This is a genomic window from Nonlabens ulvanivorans (genome assembly GCF_032922765.1).
Taxonomy (GTDB): domain Bacteria; phylum Bacteroidota; class Bacteroidia; order Flavobacteriales; family Flavobacteriaceae; genus Nonlabens; species Nonlabens ulvanivorans.
Genome location: NZ_CP136694.1, coordinates 2982709 through 3005493, shown reverse-complemented (window position 1 = coordinate 3005493; position 22785 = coordinate 2982709). Strand labels below are relative to the sequence as shown.

Below are 22785 nucleotides of genomic sequence, written 5' to 3'. Positions count from 1 at the left end.
AAGTTAAAAAATTAAGGCGTAGATTCTCTTTCAATTAATGAAGTTTTTACGATAACGGTTTCGTAAGTTTCATCTTCTTGGTGATCAGATTCTAATTTTTGAATCAGCTTTGCAGCAGCTAATCCACCCATTTCTTCGCCTTTTTGTCCTATGGTTGTTAATGTAGGACTAGCATACTTAGACAACATACCATCAGTAAAAGCAACGATTGCAACATCATCAGGCACTTTTCTACCAATTCCTTGCAATGCCTTACTAGCGGTTACCGCAAACAGTTCATTAACTGCAAGTAACCCGTCATAATTACCAGCCGTCAGAAATTCCTTTATCTTATCTCCACAATTTTCAATGTCTTCAACTTTTAAAATAGCACTTTCATCTATTTCATAACCTCTTTTCATTAATGCCTCTTTAAAACCTTGAGTACGCAACCTACCTACATTAACATAATCCGGTGTTGAGATCAGACCTAGGTTACGACGGTTTTTACGCAATAAAAAATCGGTAGCTTTATTTGCGGCCTCAACATCATCAATTATGATTTTATCACAGGCGATATCATCTGCAACACGATCAAACATGACAATAGGCATACCTTGATTAGTCACCTCTCTTAAGTGGTGGAAGTCCTGTCGCTCCATAGTCTCTTTAGAAAGACTCATTACAAAACCATCAATACTTCCATTTGCCAGCATATCCATATTAACTACTTCTTTATCAAAACTTTCACCAGACAGGCATATAATTACTTGATATCCTTTTTCATTTGCCACACGTTCTACACCAGAAATTACCGTCGCAAAAAAATGATGGACTATCTCTGGAATAATCACACCTATCTTTTTAGTCTTTTGATTTTTTAAGCTTAACGCGATATTGTTAGGCTTAAAATTATACTGCTTTGCATACTCTTGAATCTTGGTACGTGTTTCAACGCTAATCTCGTGAGAATCCCTTAAAGCCTTGGAAACAGTTGATATGGAGACCTTTAATTCTTGTGCGATTTTCTTAAGAGTTAACTTTTGAGCCATCTGATCTAAATATTTTAAAAATAAAGAGTTACGCTTTCGCGAAAGCGTAATATAGTATATAATAATTTACTACAAAACACCGAAAACGTTTTCGTAGAATTACATTACGAAAACGGTTTCTTAACATAAGGTTTACATATTTTTGGGGCGTGTGAGAAGAAGATATTAACTATTAATTTAAACTAATTTCAGTAATGAATCAAAAATTTAAAACTGCTTTATTGCTCCTAATCTTACCTTTGCTAGCTGTTGCCCAAAGTGTTATCACAGGAACAATTAAAGATGCAAGTACTGGATTACCTGTCCCTAGCGCCAGTGTACTTGTTAAAGGAACCTCTAATGGTACCGCAACAGATTTCGATGGGAATTACACTCTTAATAATGTACCAGATGGTGCAGTCATTGTTTTTTCTTACATAGGATATACTACTCAAGAAGTAGCTTATACTGGTCAAAGCACAATTGACATTGCACTAGCTGAAGATCCATCAGAATTAGACGCGATTGTATTAATAGGTTATGGTAGTATTAAACAAGAAAATGTTACTAGTGCTCAAGAAACTATTAAGTCAGAAGAGTTTAATAAAGGTGCCATTACTTCACCAGGTCAATTAATCGCTGGTAAAGCTGCTGGTGTGCAAGTTACGGCTGCAAGTGGTCGCCCTGGAGACGGACCTGTTATACGTGTACGTCCTGGCTCTACCTTATCTGGTAGTCAAGATGCTCTTTATGTGGTAGATGGTGTGCCGCTAGATCAAAGTAATGCAAGTTTAAACTCCATTAACCCTAATGACATTGAAAGTATCACTATTTTAAAAGATGCATCTGCAACGGCTATATATGGTAATCGTGCGTCTAATGGTGTTGTTTTAATTACTACAAAAAAGGCTAATTTCAGTAGCGATCTTAAGGTAAGATATGATGTACAGTTTGCTGTTGAAAAGGTAGACAACTATACAGATGTATTAACAGGCGATGAATTTCGTCAAATGGTAGCTGATCAAGGTCGTGACACTTCTATATTGGGAGACGCAAATACTGACTGGCAAGATGCTATCTACCAAAATGGTACTCGTGCCATTCACAACCTTACCATTGAAAAGGGATATGATAACACATCTATCAGAGCTTCTCTAGGATACAATAATGAACATGGTACATTACAGCGCTCTGGTTATGAACGAGCAAGTTTAAGTTTAAATGTGATCCAGAAGTTATTGGATAATAAATTAAAACTGACATTCACTTCTCAACTAGCTCAAGAAGAAATTAGAAATGCAGATACTGGTGCTGTAGGTGCAGCCGTAGTTTTTGACCCGACACAGCCTATATTTAGTGGTAATGACCTTTATGGTGGATATTTTGAATATACAAACTCTACAGGTATTGAGCCTAATGCACCTAGAAATCCTCTAGGGCTTTTAAACAGTTTAGACTCACAATTAGATAACTATCAGGCGAGACTTAACATGAATGCAGAATATAAGTTACCTGTTAAAGGACTTAAATTTACAGGTAATGCTGGTATCGACTATAATGAATTTGACTCTTATTCTTTAAGAGATGCAAATTCTGGGGCAGGTGATCGCGTCGCTTCTAAAAACTTTAGTCGTGGTATAAGAAGAAATAATCTTCTTGATGGTCGTTTTGATTATTCCAGAGATTTAGAAAAACTAAATACACAAATGGACCTTACTTTAGGTAGTAGTGTTCAAACATTTTTTAGACAATCTTTTGATCGTGGATTAGAGAATGGATCACTTGTTGACTTTCTTTCATCTCCAGATGAAAATTCAATTGTAACATTCTTCGGTAGAGCCTCTTTTGACATTAATGACTTGCTAGTTCTTTCAGGAAGTTATTCTCGTAATGGTAGTTCAAGATTCTCTAAAGACAATAGATGGGCAAACTTCTACGGAGTCAGCGGAGCTTTAAAGTTGACGAACACTGACTTTGTAAAGAACAGTACCGTTCTTTCACAATTAAAAATACGTGGTGGATTTGGTCAGACTGGTCAGCAAGAAATCAGTGCTCCATTTGCTTATTTATCTACATTTACTCCAGGTCAACAAACGGCGGCCGTTCAATTCGGTAATCAGTTTGTAACAACCATACGTCCAGAAGGATCAATAGACTTAGTTTGGGAGACAACAGACCAATGGAATGCTGGTATTGACTTAGGTTTCTTTAACAACCGTTTAACGGGTAGTGTTGATGGATTCTATAGAGAAACATCTGATCTATTATTATTCGGTCCACTTCCGGCAGGTGGATTAGAAAACGGTAGTATTCAAAATGCAGGTTCTACTTTAAGTCGTGGTATTGAAACGAGTATCAATGTAAAAGTTCTTGAGACAGAAAATATGACTTGGAACATTGGTGGAAACATTACATTCCAAGAAATTGAAATTACTGATCTTGCTGGTGCAAATGATGATCCTGTGCAAGTAGGTGGTATCTCTGGTGGAGTAGGTAATAATATTCAAGAATGGGCTGTAGGATCTGATCCTACTACATTCCACGTGTTCCGTCAGGTATATGATCAAGATGGTGCGCCTCTTGACGGTGTCTTTGTTGACACTAATGGTGACAATGTGATTAACGATGCTGACAGAGTACGTTACAAGAAAGCTAATCATGACGCTTATTTTGGTTTAACAACTAACTTCTCTTATAAGAGATTTGACTTAAGTGCTACTTTAAGAGGTGCCGCAGGTGGATATAATTACAACAATGTAAGCTCTAATTCAGCAAACCTTGCCACTATCTTCCCTACGAATACTCAAAATCCGCTGTATCTTAATACTCCATCAGATTTTCTAAACACAGGATTTAGTGATCAAGAAGTGTTTTCTGATTACTATCTTCAAAAAGCTGACTTTGTCAAATTAGATAACGTATCGTTAGGATATAACTTCCCTGGCGACAAATTGGACATAAGAGCCTCTATTACAGGAACTAACTTACTTACAATTACAGATTATGATGGTGTAGACCCTGAGGTTTTCAATGGAATTGATAACAATCTGTTCCCTAGAAATCGCGGAATCATCTTAGGTCTAGGATTTAATTTTTAAAATTTAAAAAAGCAATAATATGAAAATGTATAAATCGATTATTTTGGTTTTCTTAGGTATGTTATTATTCACAGCTTGTGATGACGTGCTTACTGTAGAACCAGATGGAGATTCTCTAACAGAAGCTGATTTATTAAAAGACCCTACTACTTATCGCGGTCTTATTGCAAAAGCCTATGCAGGTTTAATGCTAGGCGGACAATCTGGTGGTGATGGTAATGCAGATATTTCTGGAATCGATGGTGGTTTTTCTAACTACCTAAGATTATACTGGAACATGCAAGAGCTTACGACAGATGAAGCTATCATCGCATGGAATGACGGTACTATTAAAGATCTTCATGGTCACGTGTGGACAGATGGAAATGAGTTCATCAACGCTATGTTCTCTAGAATCAATTATCAGATTTCTGTATGTAATGAATTTATAAGACTATCGTCAGATGCAAAACTTAACGAGTTTGATGTGCCTAGTGATATTAGAGCAGAAGTAGCAGAATACAGAAATGAAGCTCGCTTTTTAAGGGCTTACTCATACTATCATGGTATGGACCTTTTTGGAACAATGCCTTTTAGTACTGAAAACACTGATGTAGCAAATGGTCTAGAAGCAATCAATAGAACGGACTTATTCAACTGGATTGAAACAGAACTATTAGCTATTGAAGACCAAATTGTTCCAGCAGGAATGAATGAGTATGGTAGAGCAGATCAAGCTGCCCTTCAAATGTTATTAGCAAAGATGTATTTAAATGCAGAAGTTTATACAGGAACTGAAAGAAACGATGATGCCTTAATCTATACGAATAAGGTAATTAATGGTGGATATACGATTCCAACGGTACCATATGCGTATAGTTTCTATGCAGATAATGATAGTAACGGTGCACAAAGCGAGTTTATCTGGACTTTAAACTTTGATGGTTTAAATACACAAACATTTGGTGGCACGACTTACTTAACACACGCACCAGTTGGTGGAGATATGGATCCTTCAGAGTTTGGTATCAACGGTGGTTGGGGTGGAATACGTACGACAAAGGAATTTGTTGAGTTATTCCCAGGAATGGAAAATAGCGCAGACCAGCGTGAAACTTTCTTTACTCAAGATCAAAATTTAGAAATTGCTGATGTTGGACGATTCAAAGATGGGTTTGCTATTCAGAAATTTAAAAACATCGACGTAAATGGTAATGCTGGTAGCGATACTGTAGGAGACTTTGTTGATATAGATTTCCCAGTATTTCGATTATCAGATGCCTATTTAATGTATGCTGAAGCTACTGTAAGAGGCGCTGCTGGCGGAGACTTAAACATAGCCGAAGGCTATATCAATCAACTACGTGAAAGAGCTTATGGAAACACTAGTGGTAATATCACAGCAAGTGATATAGACCTAGATTTTATACTAGATGAAAGAGCTAGAGAACTCCATTGGGAAACGCATAGACGTCAAGATTTGATCCGTTTCGGAAAATTCACGACAGGTAAAGTATGGGCATGGAAAGGAAATGTTCAATCTGGAACTACAACCGCTCCATTCCGTAATTTATTACCTATTCCAGCACAAGAAGTAAATTTAAATCCTAACCTAATCCAGAATCCTGGATACTAATTATAAATAAGCAATACGATGAAAAAGTTTTCAATATTAATACTATCGTTTTTAGCAATTGCTGCTATCACATCTTGTGATGACAATGATTCTGAAGAATTCAATTTAAACACTAATACCGCTGGAGAAATTACATTATCTCCAGGATCTGGAGCATTTGAAGTAACAGAGTTTAATGGTGATGACCTAGCAGAGCGTTTTACATGGAACGCTATAAGCCTTGAAGTACCAGTACAAATAGACTATACTTTACAAATGGATACTGACATGGGTGACTATAGTGCACCACAAATATTAGGAGCTAGTACTGAGACTAATGTTGCCGTTACTTATGAAACGTTAAATGCGGCTGCGATTGCACTAGGTGGAGAAGCAACTGTTGCTAGTAATTATAAATTAAGAGTTGTAGCTACTACAGCAGACCCAGCTGTTAACCCTATAGTTTCAAATGAGGTAAACATCATTATCACTCCTTTTGCAGCATATCCGTTCTCAGACTTATATCTAGTTGGAGCAGCCACAGAAGCTGGATGGAGTAATGATAACAACAACCCTGCGTTGTTCCGTGATCCAGCAAACGAAACCGTTTATTATTACACAGGTTATTTCAACGGTGATGAATTTAAATTACTTTCTACTCCAGGATTCTGGCAGCCACAATATGGTGAGCGCAACGGAGCTGTAGGAGTTAATGATGGTGGTGGTAGTGACCCTAATTCATTTGCTGCACCTGCTGCTGGTTACTATGACTTTGTGGTAGATGTAGATGGCGTGACCAACTCTTCAGAAGGAGCTTCTAGTTTCTCTATAACAGCTAATAGTACTGCAGCAACTGCGGCAACTTACACAACGGTTGGTATTATAGGTGATAGTACTCCTGCAGGATGGGGCGCTAGTACAGCTATGAATCAATCTAGCTTTGATCCTCACAAATGGAGCTTAAGAAACGTTACTCTTATATCTGGTGAATTAAAGTTTAGAGCAAACGATGATTGGGCAACTAACTGGGGAAGCGATACTGAATTCTCAGGTCAGGGAACTCAAGATGGTCCTAATGTGCCTATAGCACCAGGAGCTTATGACATCTTCTTTAATGATTTAGATGGTCGTTACATATTAATTCCTGTTCAATAATTAATGGACAGATAATAATTAAAAAGGGCTGGTAACAGCCCTTTTTTAGATTAAAGACTTTACTATGAAAAACAATTTACTTATACTTTTAGCATTTATAGGATTCGCTTTCGCGAAAGCGCAAGTAACCACAAACCCATCCACTCCTACTCAAACAGATCAGGTTACATTAATATTTGACTCTACTGGTACGGCGTTAGAAAATACCACAGGTACTCTTTATGCCTACACCGGTGTAACGATTAACGGAAATAGATGGCAAAACATTATTGTGCCCACATTTAATGATAATAATGGCGCACCTCAATTTGTAAATACAGGAGGAAATATCTACCAGTTAACACTTGGGTCTGATATAGAGTCCTTTTATAATGTCGCAGCTGGTGATGTCGTGAGTGAAATATGCCTAGTTGTAAGAAACGCAGCAGCAAGTGCCCAGACAAGTCCAGATATTTTTCTACCTATTTTTCAACCAGGCCTAAATGCATTAATTACCTCACCTGCAGATGGAGATATTTTTACCTTAAATCAAACCATCAATATATCAGGTGACGCTTCTCAAAATGCAACACTTGAATTAAAGGTCAATAATACATCAATAGGCACTGCGACTAGTTCTATGAACATCACATCACCGTATACTTTTAATACGACAGGTGGACACACAATAGAATTAACTGCAGATAATGGAGCACAACAAATCACAGATGCTGTGAACGTTTTTGTTCCTGCGGCAACGCAAACGCAAACAAGACCTGCTGGGCTTAAAAATGGAGTCAATGAGAATGCAGATGGTAGTGTCACTTTTTTACTCGCTGCTCCAGGAAAAACGGATGCTGCCTTAATAGGTGATTTTACAAACTGGAACCTAGACACTAACTTTCAAATGTTTAAAGATGGTGACTACTTCTGGGTAACTGTTCCTAGTTCAAATTTTACTGCTGGACAGACTTTTCAATATCAATATATAGTTGATTATACTTTCAAAGTTGCAGATCCATTTTCTGGATTAATATTAGATCCAGATAGTGATCAATATATCAAGCCTGGTAATTACCCTAATTTACCAACATATCCTACAGGACTTACAACTGGTGATGTATCATTATATACTTATCAAGCGACACCTTATAATTGGACGGTTAATAATTTTCAGAAACCTAATAAGGAAAACCTAGTTATTTATGAACTATTAGTACGTGACTTTTCAGAGAACGATAGTTTTCAAGAAGTAATAAATCGTATTGACTATTTAGAAACATTAGGAATCAATACGCTACAATTAATGCCAGTAAATGAGTTTGAAGGAACGGACAGCTGGGGTTATAATCCTAAGTTTCATGGAGCATTAGATAAAGCATACGGTACCCCAGAAAAATTTAAAGAGTTAGTAGATTTATGTCATTCTAGAGGAATTGCTGTTGTAATAGATGTAGTATATAATCATGCCTTTTCGCAAAGTCCATTGTGTCAACTTTGGTGGGATGAAAATAACTTTAGACCAGCTGCAAACAACCCTTATTTAAATTCTTCTCCTACGCATGACTTTAATGTTGGTTATGATTTCAATCATGAGAGCCAGTGGACCAGAGACTATGTTAAACAGACATTACAATACTGGATCGATGAGTATCGTATCGACGGTTTTAGGTTTGATCTTTCGAAAGGATTTACTCAAAACTTCACACTAGGTAACATTAGCGCATGGAGTGCATATGATCAATCTAGAGTAGATATTCTTAACGATTATAAGAACACCATTTGGAATGCAAATAGCAATGATATATACATGATTCTTGAACATTTAGGCGACAACTCTGAAGAGACAGCCTTAGCAAATGCAGGCTTTATGCTATGGGGCAAGATGACTGATGAGTTTAATCAAAATTCTATGGGTTATTCTAGTAACAATGATGTTTTTAGATCTTACTATCTAGCTAGAGGATGGAATGACCAGCACCTAGTTGCTTATGCAGAAAGTCATGATGAGCAACGTTTAATGTATAAGAACTTAAATTTTGGAAACTCTGCAAATTCTTCGCATAACGTACGTAGTTTACCTGTAGCATTAGATAGACAAGAGGCTATTGCTGCGATATTATACAGCATACCTGGCCCTAAAATGCTTTGGCAGTTTGGCGAGTTAGGCTATGAGATAGATATTGATCAGAACGGTCGTACAGGTCGCAAACCGATACCATGGACACTGAATTATGATACTGACCAAGACCGCATGGACTTATATAATGTTACTGCTACCATGATAGGTTTTAAAACTAAATATCCAGATACGTGGAACACTACAAACAACAACCTAGATGTGTCTGGAGTTACAAAACGTATTAATTTAAATGGACCTGTCTTTGACGTCGTTGTACTGTCTAATTATGGCATTACAGCCCAAAATGTTAATCCAAATTTTAGTCAAAACGGAACTTGGTATGAATACTTCAGTAATACAACTGTAAATATTACTAATACCACTGCAATGATTAATCTACAACCTGGTGAATATCGAGTTTACTCTACTCAGCAATTACAAGATCCATTAAGTAATGAAGACAGCTCTAACTTAACGACAGGTATAAAGTTGTATCCTAATCCTGCTCAAAACTCTTTCAGATTATCTGAAGACATTCAAAGCATGAAAATTTACAACATGAAAGGACAGCAAGTACTTGATTATGAAAAGAGCTTACCCAATTACTCTATCGAGAGCCTTACAAGTGGCGTTTACATCATCACAGTTCAAACTGTAAAAGGAAATCACCAAATAAAATTGATAAAAGAGTAGTTAATCAGACAAATAAGTACTTTAACGATTAGTTTTTCTGGATTGGTCACATTTTAAATAAAAGAAGAGTATAATCAGATATTTGTAATGCTCAAATAAAGGACTTAGGTTTTCCCTAAAAATTTAAGTACCGATTTAAGTGTAACCTAATACTCTTTTCATAATTCATTCGGTTACGAAAGCCTATCTCACGATAGGCTTTCTTTGTTTAACGACCTTTTGTATGAATTTTATAGCGTTTATCGATATTAGAAAAAATGTAAGATTTTAATTATCTTTATGCATGCATAATAAACAAATTTGCAGAAGGAATAATTAATTATTCTTATAACTCTTACTCTTTTCAAAAATAGAGTTATGAAGCCCGTTTAACGACGGGCTTTTTTTATTGGTAAATATTATTTGAAAAGTTGTCTTTCTAAAAGAAAAGTAGTGAGTACCACATCAAAATTGCGCTGTATATCAACAGGCATATATTTAATTCTATTTTGACCACAACGTACTCTCAGTTTTTCAAAATAAGCGCTTACAGCTTTTTTATAAACTTCTTTTACATTATCTGCATATAAATCGATATGTTCACCAGTCTCTACATCAGTATAACGAGCAGGTTTATTTGTAAAGTCAAAATTTACTTCAGTAGCACTATCATAGGTATGAAAGAGGACTACATCATGTTTATTATATTTTAAATGTCTTAACGCCTCAAACAGTTCTTTTTCTTGGACGTCACTTTGGAACATATCTGTAAAAAGAAAAATAAGAGATCGTCGCTTCATTTTCTCTGCAATCTCATGTAAATACTTATAGGTATTTGTTGTTGTTCCTTTAGGCTTATTCACAACCATTTTAGACAACTGATCTAATAACATATTGTGATGTCTATCACTACCTTTTTCAGGTGCATAATATTCATAAGAATCACTGTAAACAGATAATCCTACAGCATCCCTTTGTTTTTTGAGTACACTCATTACACTAGCAGCTGCTAGTGCGCTGTATCCTACTTTATTGAGATTTCCTAATTGTTGATTAGAAACTGAAGGATAATGCATAGAAGGGCTATTGTCTATAATCAGATGACAACGCAAATTAGTTTCTTCATCGTATCGCTTTGTGTATAGCTTATCCGTTTTAGCAAAAAGCTTCCAATCTATGTGACGTGTACTTTCTCCTGGATTATAGATCTTATGCTCTGCAAATTCTGCACTAAAACCATGGAAAGGAGATTTATGCATTCCAGATATGAAACCTTCAACTACCTGACTGGCTAGTAGCGCAAGGTTTTTAAAGCCTGTAGTTTTATTTAACTCCTTTTGAATATCCATTTTGTGAAGATAAGAGTATCAAGAATATTTGCAAATTATCTTTTTATAAAAGTACTAAGGACTGAAAAGATTCCGCTTTCGCGAAAGCGGAATACTTATCAACCTAATTGTTATGCATACCTAATAGATTTTAACAACCATCTTACCCTTATTTTTACCATCAAACAAATCAATAAAGGCTTGTGGTATGGAATCAAATCCTTCTACAATTGTTTCTTCATGTTTTAACTTACCTTCTTTTAACCATTTAGACAGTTGTTGAACACCTTCTGGAAAATCTTCCTCGAAATTACGAACTATAAACCCTTGCATTTTAACACTTTTCTTTACCAGTGTAGTCTCTAAACGAGGACCAGTAGGTTGCTCTGTTTCATTATAAAGCGAGATAGCACCGCAATTAATGACACGCCCAAAGCGATTGATATTTTTCATGGCAGCATCTAAGGTATAACTACCTACATTATCAAAATAGATATCGACGCCGTCCGGTGCATATTCTTTAATAGCCGCTGCCATATCATCTGTCGTGTTATAATTAATGGCTGCGTCAAATCCCAGCTGATCAGTAAGTAGCGATACTTTTTCATCAGATCCAGCAATCCCTATTACCCTTAATCCTTTTATTTTACCAATTTGACCTACTATGGAACCTACCGCACCAGCTGCACCAGATACTAGTAATGTCTCACCTTTTTTAGGTTCTCCTATCCTATTTAATCCAAAGTAAGCGGTTAATCCTGTTAAACCTAAAACTCCTAAATAGGCACTTAGAGAGATACTGTCACCATCTACATTACGCAAATTATCCCCAGTATGCACTTGATATTCTTTCCAATCTAACATTCCGGTTAAAAAATCCCCTTTGCTAAACTTATCATTTTTACTTTCAACAACCTCAGCAATTACGGTAGAAGCGATTGGATTATTAATTTTAAATGGTTCGATATAGGATTCTTCATCGCGCATGCGTCCTCTTAAATATGGATCTACTGAAACATATTTTGCCTTTAAAAGTATTTCTCCAGATTTAATGGGTGGTTGTTCTTCACTTATAATTTTAAAATCGCCTGTTTGGGGTGCTCCGTCTGGTCTTTGATTTAATATTATAGTCCTGCTCATGATTAGTATTTTATTTCAAGATACTGTAATGGTGAGCAACGATGTACTAGCGTTGTATTAAAGTTTAAAACGATTAGGTTAAATATTTGAAAACGTAATGCTTCTTAAACTTGAAAAACAATGAGTTACGAGCATAAAAAAGCCTGTTTCAATTACAAAACAGGCTTCTTTATAAAGTAAAAACTATAATCTAGTTCAATAATGCGTCTATTGCATCTGTATATGCATTCTTAGGCGCAACACCTACTTGACGTCCTACTACTTCTCCATTTTGGAAAACAAGAACTGTAGGGATGTTACGAACACCATATTTTGCAGCAAACTCTTGATTTGCATCTACATCCATTTTACCTACAACGGCTTTACCATCATAATCTGTAGCTACTTCATCAATGATAGGACCTACCATGCGACATGGTCCGCACCATGCTGCCCAAAAATCTACCAATACTGGCTTATCACTGTTTAATACTGTTTCTTCAAAATTTGCATCTGTTATTTCTAGTGCCATCTTACTTGCTGTTTAAAATTCTATATACAAAAGTAATCAAATCCTATTCCATATCACAGGCTGTCACCATTAGACTTACTTATAGCGATATGTTGCTTAGTGATTTGACCTTAATTAACTCCATAATTAATGCCTTGTTCGTCTAATAGATCTAATAATTCGTTAGTTACATTCACTTTTTTCAAGCGACTAGGCATATTCAAAGAGATTTTTTCTTCGTGATCTACAAGATTAAAAAACAATTGATGATCACCTTTATGGGTCTCTATAACATCTTTTAACCACTCGACTCTATTTTCAACGACCTCACTAATGTGAAATTGAATAGTCAATTTTTTTGCACTACTAGCCATTAAGTCCTGTAGTTGCTGCATGGCCATAAAATTAATACGAGGATCTGTAGGCTTACCTGTCTTCTTATCAATCCAGCCTTCTTTGATTTTAATCTTGCAATGGATAAAAGAATTAGGGACTAAAAAGTGCCTGAATTTTAAGTAATCTTCATTAAAAAGTCTGAACTCAAAACTGTCTTCATAATCTTCAACCGTAAACATTCCCCAACCTTTATTGGTTTTTGTAATACGATGCTGAACATCACTTATCACTCCACAAAAGGTCAAATCTCTATTTACTAAACCATGTAAATCTTTTAAGCTAGACAGTCCTGTATTACAGAAAAATTCCATCTCTTTTTTATAATCATCAAGTGGATGACCAGAGATATAAATACCTACAACTTCTTTTTCACGTTTCAATTTCTCCATCGTGCCCCAATCTTCACAGATAGGTAATTCTGGTTCTGGAATCTGTACATCACTAGCTTCTCCAAAAAGACTTACCTGAGCACTGTTTTCATTTTCCTGATATTTTTGAGCATATTTAACAACCTGCTCTAAAAAAATCTGCCCATTATCAGATTGATGGAAATACTGTGCTCTATTCTCTCCACCTAGCCCATCAAATCCACCGCTTAAGGCTAGTGCTTCAAAAGACTTCTTATTAGCAGCACGCAAATCAATACGCTTAGCCATATCAAAAATGCTTTTATAAGCAACGTCTTTTCTATTTTCTATAATAGTCATTACAGCTCCATGACCGAGACCTTTAACAGCTCCCATCCCAAAACGAACCGCACCTTGTTTATTTACCGTAAACTTATAGTTAGACTCATTAACATCTGGACCTAGCACAGGTAATCCCATATGTTTACACTCATCCATAAATTTAGTTACGTCCTTAATTTGGTTCATATTGTTGGACAAGGTTGCCGCCATGAACTCTGCTGGATAGTTTGCTTTTAAATAAGCAGTTTGATAACCTATCCACGCATAGCATGTGGAGTGAGATTTATTAAATGCATAAGATGCAAATGCTTCCCAATCTTTCCATACTTTTTCAAGTATTTCACGATCATGACCATTTGATTCTCCGTTATCTAAGAACTTAGGCTTCATTTTTTGCAGTGTAGCCATTTGCTTTTTACCCATCGCCTTACGCAAGACATCTGCCTCACCTTTTGAAAAGTTTGCAAGCTTTTGAGAAAGTAGCATTACTTGCTCTTGATAGACGGTAATACCATAGGTTTCTGAAAGATACTCTTCCATACCATCAAGATCATAGCTTATCTCTTTTACACCATGTTTTCTATCAATAAAATCTGGTATATATTCAAGCGGACCAGGACGATACAAGGCGTTCATGGCAATTAAATCTGCAAATTGCGTCGGTTTTAAATCACGCATATACTTCTGCATACCAGCACTTTCATACTGAAATATCCCTATTGTATTACCTTCTTGAAAAAGCTCATAAGTTTTAGCATCATCTAATGGTATAGACTCGATATCGAGATCAATATGGTGTCGCTCTTTAATAATTGCAACAGTGTCTTTAATCTGACTTAGTGTTTTAAGCCCTAAAAAGTCCATCTTCAACAATCCCGCGCTTTCTACAACCTCATTATCAAATTGGGTTACATAAAGGTCTGAATTTTTTGCGGTAGCAACCGGTACAAAATTAGTAAGTGGCGCAGGTGTTATGATCACACCACAGGCATGAACTCCAGTATTTCTTACAGAACCTTCTAAAATACGAGCTTGTCTTAAAGTTTCAGCAGCCAGGTCAGATCCTGCTGCGATACCTCTAAGCTCTTCAACCATGTCAGCATCCTCACCACGGAATTTGCTACGAACCTCATTATCTTCAAGAGCAAAAATCTTTTTAAGCTTAGCAAAATCAGGAATTAATTTTGCAATATGATCTGCTTCATTAAGTGGTAAATCTAATGCTCTTGCGGTATCACGTATGGAAGATTTTGCCGCCATGGTACCATAAGTAATAATTTGTGCCACCTGACTGGCTCCATATTTCTCAATGACATAATCCATCACTTTGTATCGATTTTCATCATCAAAATCGATATCAATATCTGGCATACTTACACGATCTGGATTTAAGAAACGCTCAAAAAGTAAGTCGTAATGTATCGGGTCTACATTTGTAATCCATAAGCAATAGGCGACTACACTACCTGCCGCACTACCACGACCAGGACCTACTGCTACATCCATGTCTCTAGCAGCCTTTATAAAATCCCAAGTAATTAAGAAATATCCTGGATATCCCGTTTTACGGATCGTTTCTAGTTCAAAATCTAGACGTTCTTCAATTTCCGGTGTAATCTCACCATAACGTATTTTTGCACCTTCATAAGTTAGGTGCCTTAGGTAAGCATTCTCACCACGTTTTTCATTATCATGTTCATCTTGCGCGTCTAGAAACTGTTCTGGAATATCAAACTTAGGTAATAGTACATCTCGTGCTAGTTCAAAGGGTTCTATCTTATTTAGAACTTCGCTAATATTAAGAATCGCCTCAGGCAAATCCTTAAACAAAAGTTTCATCTCTGTAGCAGATTTGTAATAGTACTCTTGATTAGGCAATCCATATCGATAACCACGTCCACGACCTATAGGTGTCGCTTGCTTCTCTCCATCTTTTACACATAATAAAATATCGTGTGCATTTGCATCTTCCTTATGTACGTAATAAGTATTATTAGTCGCTACCATTTTGATGTTATGCTTTCGCGAAAGCGATATCAAAACCTCATTTGCTCTATCTTCATCTTCCTGTCCATGACGCATGATTTCAACATATAAATCATCGCCGAATTCTTCTTTCCACCAAAGAAGTGCTTCTTCGGCTTGATTTTCTCCTATGTTGAGGATTTTTGAAGGCACTTCTCCATACATGTTACCAGTAAGGACAATAACGTCTTCTTTAAACTCTTGAATTAATTTTTTATCAATTCTAGGAACATAATAAAACCCATCTACATAGGCTTTACTAGACATTTTTGCAATGTTGAGATAACCATTTTTATTTTTGGCCAGCAATACGATTTGATACCCATTGTCTTTATGGGACTTATCATTCATATCCTCGCAAACAAAAAACTCACAACCTATAACAGGTTTTAATGGCTTTTTTTGCAACTCATTATCATCATCATTTACTAGGCTCGCATTATGGGCTTTTACCGCTTTTACAAAATGAAAAGCTCCCATCATATTTGCATGGTCTGTCATGGCTACAGCAGTCATGTCATTTGCAGCAGCTGCCATTACCAGATCTTGAACACTTGCAGTAGACTGCAAGATTGAAAATTGAGAATGAGAATGTAAATGTGCAAATTGTGCCTCATTAAGTTCCTCTAGATTTTCTTTAATTTCTTGTTTAGAAAGCTCTGGTGATGAAGATTCTTTTAGTTGATCTGATGCTTTCTTAAGATTAATATGAGTAATCCCTACAGGTCGTATAGGTGCCGGATTCTGTTGTTGAAAGCGTACAAAGTAATCGTCTGCAACGTCTAGTTGTTGTTTTGAATATTGTTGCTTACGTATTAATTCTAAGAAACATCTAGTTGTCGCTTCAACATCTGCAGTGGCGTTATGGGCCTCTCCAAACGGTTGATTAAAAAGAAACTGATGTAACTCTGTAAGTGTAGGTAACTTAAATTTACCACCACGACCACCAGGTATCTGGCATAATTGTGCAGTGTGTTCTGTACAGGTATCTAGTACCGGGATCTCTTGTAAATCGTTTGCGATTTGAGTTCTCTCAAACTCTGCACCAGTGACGTTTAAATCAAATTTTAAATTCTGACCTACTACAAATTTTGCTTTACTAAGTGCTATATTGAATTCAGACAGCATTTCTTCTAGCGGCACACCTTGCTGATCTGCAAGTGCTGTAGAGATACCATGAATACGCTCTGCATCATAGGGTATATCAAAACCATCTGGCTTAACTAGATAATCCTTGTGCTCAATAAGGTTACCCATTTCATCATGCAATTGCCATGCAATTTGTATCACACGTGGCCAATTGTCTACATCTGTATAAGGTGCATCCCAGCGTTTAGGTAATCCTGTAGTTTCAGTGTCAAAAATGAGATACATAGTAGAATGAGTGTTGCGTTATCGAGTTGTCAAATTGTTATTATTAAGTCAAAAAAATCAGTTATACTCAACCAGTTAATTAACTTAAAAACAGTTATTTAAAAATCGATTAAAATTTAAAATCAGAATTTTAAATATACGTGATTGAAACTCTTTTTAAAAATGTAGTTATGAACAAAAGCAGCAAAAGATTTACTTATTTACATCTAAAAAAAAGACCCTTTTGATGCCTCAAAAGGGTCCTCAATCAATAATCTATGGAAATTATGCTATGCTTTCCATCGCACTTACTTTATTTAATGCTGTTTGCACATTATCACGATGCTTCGTTAACAATGAATTTGTTGACGGCGGCAATGTCATATCTGCAATTATGGTATCATACTCCTCTACAGCAGCTTTCTCTCCTCTAATTGCCTCTTCTAACATGCTTTCTTCATTATCTGAGGTAAAGGTAGATTGATGTTCATCCATGCGCGGTGCGCATCACCTTTTACACTCGTTCCTTTATCTGGAGTTGCTCCATAGTTACGGATTTCATTTTTAAGCTCGTGACCAAAATCATATCGTTCTTGCGCTTGATTTTCAAAAAATCCTTTTAATCTTTTACTCTCTACTTTTTCTTTGGCCAATTTATATCCAGCCTCAGCATCATAATTTTTTTTCTAATAATTCATTTAGCTTGTTTGCTACTTCTTCTGTGTAATTCATAATATTAGTTTGTATGGTTATTTAATTAATATACCTCAATATACAGACAGAATACAGTTCAGACCGAGTGATTAACATGGGTTTACACCAAGCTTAATATAGATTTAAGTTTATAATACCGATATAACCCATTCTTGTTAAAAGACTTAACTTTTGGGATGTAAATAGGGCTAGTTATATACGCTTTCGCGAAAGCGTACAAAAAAAGCGACCTTACAATAATTGCAAGGTCGCTTTACATTAAGTAAATAAGTAAGTATTATGAACCGCACATCTCGCAGTCATCTCCATTGCTTGCCGCTTCTTTAGCTCGCAATAGGATTTCTTTATATTCTTCAGCCGTCATTTCTTCACTCTCTGTAACGACTTTTGTATTAATAATGTCTGCAGCAGCTTCCATAACTTTTGCAGCAGCTGGAGAATGATCTTCTATAAGTACCGGCGCTACTGCTGGTTGTGCTATTGGAGCTTTTTTAGCTTCTTTAGTTACCGTAAATTTAATAGCATCTACAGCTGCCTTAGTTCTTAAATAATACATTCCTGTTTTAAGACCACTTTTCCATGCATAGAAATGCATTGAAGTAAGCTTAGATGTTGTCACGTTCTCCATAAACAGGTTTAACGATTGAGACTGATCAATGAAGTAACCACGTTGACGAGACATATCGATGATATCCTTCATCTTTAATTCCCATACCGTTTTATACAATTCTTTGATATCTTCTGGAATACCTTCTATCGCTTGAATAGAACCATTATTTCTCATAATCGCATTCTTCAAACTATCATCCCAAAGCCCTAGGTCTACTAAGTCTTTCAATAAGTGCTTATTAACTACAATAAACTCACCAGACAGTGTTCTACGTGTATAGATATTTGAAGTATATGGTTCAAAGGCCTCATTGTTACCTAAGATTTGTGAGGTACTTGCTGTAGGCATAGGCGCTACTAGAAGTGAGTTTCTCACACCATGTTCCATTACCTTAGTTCTTAAATCTGACCAATTCCAACGACCGCTTAAATCTGAATCATTGATATTCCACATATTGAACTGGAATTCTCCTTGTGACATAGGTGACCCTTCAAAAGTTGAATATGCTCCTTCTTCCTGCGCCATTTCCATAGAAGCTTCACATGCTGCAAAATATAAAGTCTCAAAAATCTCTGAGTTTAATTTCTTAGCCTCGTCACTTGTAAATGGTAGACGTAACATGATAAAAGCGTCTGCAAGACCTTGAATACCTAGTCCAACAGGTCTGTGACGCATGTTAGAATTTCTCGCCTCTATTACTGGGTAATAGTTGCGATCAATTACTTTATTTAAGTTGCGTGTTACCCTTTTAGTTACTTTATAAAGTGCTTTATGATCAAATGCACCATCTTTTATGAACATAGGTAGTGCGATAGAAGCTAGGTTACATACAGCCACCTCATCTGGAGAAGTATACTCCATGATCTCAGTACATAGGTTTGAAGACCTGATGGTTCCTAGATTCTTCTGGTTAGACTTATTATTTGCTGCATCTTTATACAACATATATGGTGTACCAGTCTCTATTTGAGATTCTAATATCTTATCCCATAACTCACGCGCTTGAATTGTTTTGCGACCTTTCCCTTCTTGCTCATACTTAGTATAAAGCGCTTCAAATTCATCTCCATAAACATTATAAAGGTCTGGACATTCATGTGGACACATTAAGGTCCACTTATCGTTTGCCTCAACTCTTTTCATAAATAGATCAGACATCCACATCGCATAGAATAAATCGCGCGCACGCATTTCTTCTTTACCGTGGTTTTTCTTAAGATCTAAGAAATCAAAAATATCTGCATGCCATGGCTCCATGTAAATAGCAAAAGAACCTTTACGTTTTCCTCCACCTTGGTCTACATAACGTGCTGTATCATTATAAACCTTAAGCATAGGTACAATTCCATTTGAAGTACCGTTAGTACCACCTATGTAAGAACCTCTAGCTCGTATGTTGTGAATAGATAACCCTATTCCACCAGCACTCTGTGAGATTTTAGCTGTTTGCTTTAATGTATCATAAATCCCTTCTATACTATCATCTTGCATCGTTAATAAGAAACAAGAAGACATCTGAGGTTTAGGCGTACCAGCGTTAAACAATGTAGGAGTTGCATGAGTAAAGTACTTTTTAGACATCAACTCATAAGTCTCTATCGCTGCATCTAAATCATCCATATGGATTCCTACAGAAACACGCATCAACATGTGTTGTGGACGCTCTGCAATTTTTCCATTAATTTTTAATAAATAACTACGTTCTAATGTTTTAAACCCAAAGTAATCGTACCCAAAATCACGATTATAAATAATGGCCGAGTTCAAGCGGTCTGCATTATCTTGTATTACTTGATACACCTCATCAGAGATCATAGGTGCTTTTTTCTCTGTACGTGGATTTACATACTCATATAAATCAGTTACCACATCAGTGAACGTCTTTTTAGTATTCTTATGTAAGTTAGAGACAGAAATACGTGCCGCCAGACGAGCATAGTCGGGATGAGCTGTGGTCATCGTTGCAGCCGTTTCTGCAGCTAAATTATCTAATTCGCTTGTAGTAACTCCATCATACAAACCATCGATAACACGCATCGCTACTTTTACTGGGTCTACGTGATTACTTAAACCATAACATAATTTACGTACTCTCGCTGTGATTTTATCAAACATCACTGGCTCTTTGTGGCCGTCTCTTTTTACTACAAACATATTGAACTAGTTTTTTGGGTTAAGAGATAAGGATTCTAATCCCATTCTCTAATAATTGGGTTAACATTTGTGAAGAAAACTTAATTTATCTTCAATACACTATAATGGAACAGCCCTAAGAGCTGTAGGGTTATTTAGGTTACTTACTAGAAGTCAGCATCTAAGGAGAATGAATCCATTGAATCCTTATCTTCCTTAGTACTGTTCATGACACCTGCTTTTTGGTATTCACCTACTCTTTTCTCAAAGAAGTTAGTTTTACCTTCCATACCTATTAAATCCATAAAATCAAATGGATTAGTAACATTATACACAGGATCACATTCCAGCTCACCTAATAAACGGTCAGTTACAAACTCTAGGTATTGTGTCATTAATTTTGCGTTCATACCTATTAAACTAGCCGGTAATGACTCAGTAATAAATTCACGCTCGATATTTAATGCATCAACAATAATTTCTGTGATACGCTCTTTAGGAACTTTATTTACTAGATGATGGTTGTGTAGGTGTACTGCAAAATCACAGTGCATACCTTCATCACGTGATATCAACTCATTAGAAAAAGTAAGTCCTGGCATAAGACCACGTTTTTTCAACCAGTAAATAGAACAAAATGCACCAGAGAAGAAGATACCTTCTACCGCAGCAAATGCGATTAAACGCTCTGCAAATGATGGGCTTTCAATCCACTTCATTGCCCAATCTGCCTTTAATTTAATAGCAGGAAAGTTCTCGATAGCTCTAAAAAGTTGATCTTTTTCTGCATCATCCTTTACGTAAGTATCGATAAGTAAAGAATAAGTCTCTGAATGAATGTTTTCCATCATAATCTGGAAACCATAGAAAAACTTAGCCTCAGAATATTGTACCTCATTCACAAAATTCTCTGCAAGATTTTCATTCACAATACCATCACTAGCCGCAAAAAACGCAAGGATATGCTTAATAAAATAACGCTCGTCAGAATTCAATGAATTTTGCCAGTCTGTAATATCAACTTGCAGATCGATTTCTTCAGCAGTCCAAATACAAGCTTGTTGTTTCTTATACCACTCCCATAAATCATCATGTTGAATAGGAAAAATAACAAATCTGTCTGGATTCTCTTGTAAAATTGGTTCTTGAGTCGTCTGCATGTGTCCTTTTAATTTTCTCGGTTATTTCTTCTGGCTTGAAGAGTAACAAATATCAAAAATCATTGAGAGCAAATCAGCGTCTTAACAATTTGCTTTTAAACAAGTTTTCAACATCATCAAAGCTACTTTAAAATGTTAAAAATAAATTAATTCATTATCTCAAAACACTGTATCACAGTATATTAAAATTTCGTCTAACATTCAATGCATTTAATAGAAACAAGATAATACAAGCCTATATTTTATCACTGATAGACAGCAATATTTAGTCTAATTCCTACATTTTATTTATAAACACAGAAGAATAAGTTATCCACGCTTTCGCGAAAGCGAAATGTTAAAAATTGAAATTTGAAAACGCAGATTTACGATTTTTAGGAAAAATTTTGAGCTATTTCTTCCAACTCCTCATACCAGGCAATTCCAAATTTACGAACGAGAGCTTCCTTTAAAAATTTATAAACTGGAACACCTAATTCTTCACCTAATGTACACGCGTCATCACAAATTTGCCACTTGTGATAATTTACCGCTTTAAAATCGGTGTATTCTTGTATACGCACCGGATAAAGATGACAAGAAATAGGTTTATAGAAAGAAGTTGCCCCATCTCGATAAGCGGCTTCAATACCGCATAATGCCGTACCATCTTCTTTAAAGGTGGTGTAAGCACATTCTGCCCCATTTACTAATGGAGTTTCTAATTCGCCATTTTCACGTTCTATCCACGTACCTTGAGCTTCTATAGCCTCAATCCCTTCAGATCTTAAATAAGGCTTCACTTTTTCATATTCTTTATCTAGAATATCTAACTCTTTTTGCTCCAATGGTGCACCAGCTTCTCCTGCAACACAGCAAACACCTTTACAAGCTGTAAGATTGCAAACAAAGTCTTTTTCTAATACATCATCTGACACGATGGTTTTTCCTAACTGAAACATAAAGGCAAATTTGAAGCTACAAAGATACTAGAAGTCATATTTAATACTGACAGAATATGGCATAGTTGAAAAGAGCTTTAAGACGAAGCAGACCTACAACTTAAAAGTCACAATTCGTTAATGAATATTTAACCTTTATTAATCAATACTAAACTATTAAATAGCAGTACTTTTGC

The 22785-nt window shown here is 36.0% G+C and carries 14 protein-coding genes; 4 read left to right on the top strand and 10 right to left on the bottom strand.

Annotation, left to right across the window (positions count from 1 at the left end):
- Positions 1 to 11 precede the first annotated feature (11 nt).
- Positions 12 to 1031: a LacI family DNA-binding transcriptional regulator gene (locus tag R1T42_RS13550; protein ID WP_317290697.1), complete on the bottom strand. Its 1020-nt coding sequence runs from the start codon at positions 1029 to 1031 to the stop codon at positions 12 to 14.
- A gap of 194 nt (positions 1032 to 1225) precedes the next feature.
- Here R1T42_RS13550 and R1T42_RS13545 point away from each other — a divergent pair, with 194 nt between their 5' ends.
- From R1T42_RS13545 to R1T42_RS13530, 4 genes are all read left to right on the top strand, one after another.
- Positions 1226 to 4108, top strand: a complete 2883-nt coding sequence (locus R1T42_RS13545; RefSeq protein ID WP_317290696.1) for a SusC/RagA family TonB-linked outer membrane protein — start codon at positions 1226 to 1228, stop codon at positions 4106 to 4108.
- Between the two features lie 19 nt (positions 4109 to 4127).
- Entirely contained in the window at positions 4128 to 5723 is a 1596-nt protein-coding gene (locus tag R1T42_RS13540; protein ID WP_317290695.1) for a RagB/SusD family nutrient uptake outer membrane protein, read from the top strand.
- 18 nt (positions 5724 to 5741) lie between these two features.
- On the top strand, positions 5742 to 6857 hold the full coding sequence (locus R1T42_RS13535) for a SusF/SusE family outer membrane protein (protein WP_317290694.1): 1116 nt from the start codon (positions 5742 to 5744) through the stop codon (positions 6855 to 6857).
- Positions 6858 to 6921: 64 nt separating this feature from the next.
- Positions 6922 to 9651 carry an alpha-amylase family glycosyl hydrolase gene (locus R1T42_RS13530; protein WP_317290693.1) on the top strand — a complete coding sequence of 910 codons (2730 nt, stop codon included), beginning with the start codon at positions 6922 to 6924 and terminating at the stop codon, positions 9649 to 9651.
- Positions 9652 to 10049: 398 nt separating this feature from the next.
- On the opposite strand, the gene R1T42_RS13525 is transcribed toward R1T42_RS13530, so the two are convergent.
- The 9 genes from R1T42_RS13525 to R1T42_RS13490 all read right to left on the bottom strand — a co-directional run bounded on the left by R1T42_RS13525 (position 10050) and on the right by R1T42_RS13490 (position 22609).
- Complete coding sequence (locus R1T42_RS13525; protein WP_042296075.1) at positions 10050 to 10979, bottom strand: DUF58 domain-containing protein; 930 nt, start codon at positions 10977 to 10979, stop codon at positions 10050 to 10052.
- A 120-nt stretch (positions 10980 to 11099) separates the two neighbouring features.
- Positions 11100 to 12098 (bottom strand): NADP-dependent oxidoreductase, encoded by a 999-nt coding sequence (locus tag R1T42_RS13520; protein WP_317290692.1) that lies wholly within the window; start codon positions 12096 to 12098, stop codon positions 11100 to 11102.
- A 190-nt stretch (positions 12099 to 12288) separates the two neighbouring features.
- Complete coding sequence (gene trxA, locus R1T42_RS13515) at positions 12289 to 12609, bottom strand: thioredoxin (protein WP_042287338.1); 321 nt, start codon at positions 12607 to 12609, stop codon at positions 12289 to 12291.
- Between the two features lie 110 nt (positions 12610 to 12719).
- Positions 12720 to 17072 carry a DNA polymerase III subunit alpha gene (dnaE, locus tag R1T42_RS13510; RefSeq protein ID WP_317290691.1) on the bottom strand — a complete coding sequence of 1451 codons (4353 nt, stop codon included), beginning with the start codon at positions 17070 to 17072 and terminating at the stop codon, positions 12720 to 12722.
- A 264-nt stretch (positions 17073 to 17336) separates the two neighbouring features.
- Complete coding sequence (locus R1T42_RS14370) at positions 17337 to 17501, bottom strand: ferritin family protein (protein WP_394805712.1); 165 nt, start codon at positions 17499 to 17501, stop codon at positions 17337 to 17339.
- Positions 17495 to 17704 carry a DUF2383 domain-containing protein gene (locus R1T42_RS14365; protein ID WP_394805711.1) on the bottom strand — a complete coding sequence of 70 codons (210 nt, stop codon included), beginning with the start codon at positions 17702 to 17704 and terminating at the stop codon, positions 17495 to 17497. Before R1T42_RS14365 ends, R1T42_RS14370 begins: the two co-directional genes overlap by 7 nt.
- A gap of 338 nt (positions 17705 to 18042) precedes the next feature.
- The gene (locus R1T42_RS13500; protein WP_036582595.1) at positions 18043 to 20529 is read right to left on the bottom strand and encodes a ribonucleoside-diphosphate reductase subunit alpha; all 2487 of its coding nucleotides are present in this window, start codon (positions 20527 to 20529) and stop codon (positions 18043 to 18045) included.
- Between the two features lie 146 nt (positions 20530 to 20675).
- Complete coding sequence (locus R1T42_RS13495) at positions 20676 to 21668, bottom strand: ribonucleotide-diphosphate reductase subunit beta (RefSeq protein ID WP_036582597.1); 993 nt, start codon at positions 21666 to 21668, stop codon at positions 20676 to 20678.
- A gap of 374 nt (positions 21669 to 22042) precedes the next feature.
- Positions 22043 to 22609 (bottom strand): DUF3109 family protein, encoded by a 567-nt coding sequence (locus tag R1T42_RS13490; protein ID WP_036582599.1) that lies wholly within the window; start codon positions 22607 to 22609, stop codon positions 22043 to 22045.
- Positions 22610 to 22785 lie beyond the last annotated feature (176 nt).

Excerpts from the sequence above, each read along its gene's own strand:
- R1T42_RS13550 (WP_317290697.1), bottom strand. The coding sequence starts at position 1,031 with ATGGCTCAAAAGTTAACTCTTAAGAAAATCGCACAAGAATTAAAGGTC.
- R1T42_RS13545 (WP_317290696.1), top strand. The coding sequence starts at position 1,226 with ATGAATCAAAAATTTAAAACTGCTTTATTGCTCCTAATCTTACCTTTG.
- R1T42_RS13540 (WP_317290695.1), top strand. The coding sequence starts at position 4,128 with ATGAAAATGTATAAATCGATTATTTTGGTTTTCTTAGGTATGTTATTA.
- R1T42_RS13535 (WP_317290694.1), top strand. The coding sequence starts at position 5,742 with ATGAAAAAGTTTTCAATATTAATACTATCGTTTTTAGCAATTGCTGCT.
- R1T42_RS13530 (WP_317290693.1), top strand. The coding sequence starts at position 6,922 with ATGAAAAACAATTTACTTATACTTTTAGCATTTATAGGATTCGCTTTC.
- R1T42_RS13525 (WP_042296075.1), bottom strand. The coding sequence starts at position 10,979 with ATGGATATTCAAAAGGAGTTAAATAAAACTACAGGCTTTAAAAACCTT.
- R1T42_RS13520 (WP_317290692.1), bottom strand. The coding sequence starts at position 12,098 with ATGAGCAGGACTATAATATTAAATCAAAGACCAGACGGAGCACCCCAA.
- trxA (WP_042287338.1), bottom strand. The coding sequence starts at position 12,609 with ATGGCACTAGAAATAACAGATGCAAATTTTGAAGAAACAGTATTAAAC.
- dnaE (WP_317290691.1), bottom strand. The coding sequence starts at position 17,072 with ATGTATCTCATTTTTGACACTGAAACTACAGGATTACCTAAACGCTGG.
- R1T42_RS14370 (WP_394805712.1), bottom strand. The coding sequence starts at position 17,501 with ATGTTAGAAGAGGCAATTAGAGGAGAGAAAGCTGCTGTAGAGGAGTAT.
- R1T42_RS13500 (WP_036582595.1), bottom strand. The coding sequence starts at position 20,529 with ATGTTTGTAGTAAAAAGAGACGGCCACAAAGAGCCAGTGATGTTTGAT.
- R1T42_RS13495 (WP_036582597.1), bottom strand. The coding sequence starts at position 21,668 with ATGCAGACGACTCAAGAACCAATTTTACAAGAGAATCCAGACAGATTT.
- R1T42_RS13490 (WP_036582599.1), bottom strand. The coding sequence starts at position 22,609 with ATGTTTCAGTTAGGAAAAACCATCGTGTCAGATGATGTATTAGAAAAA.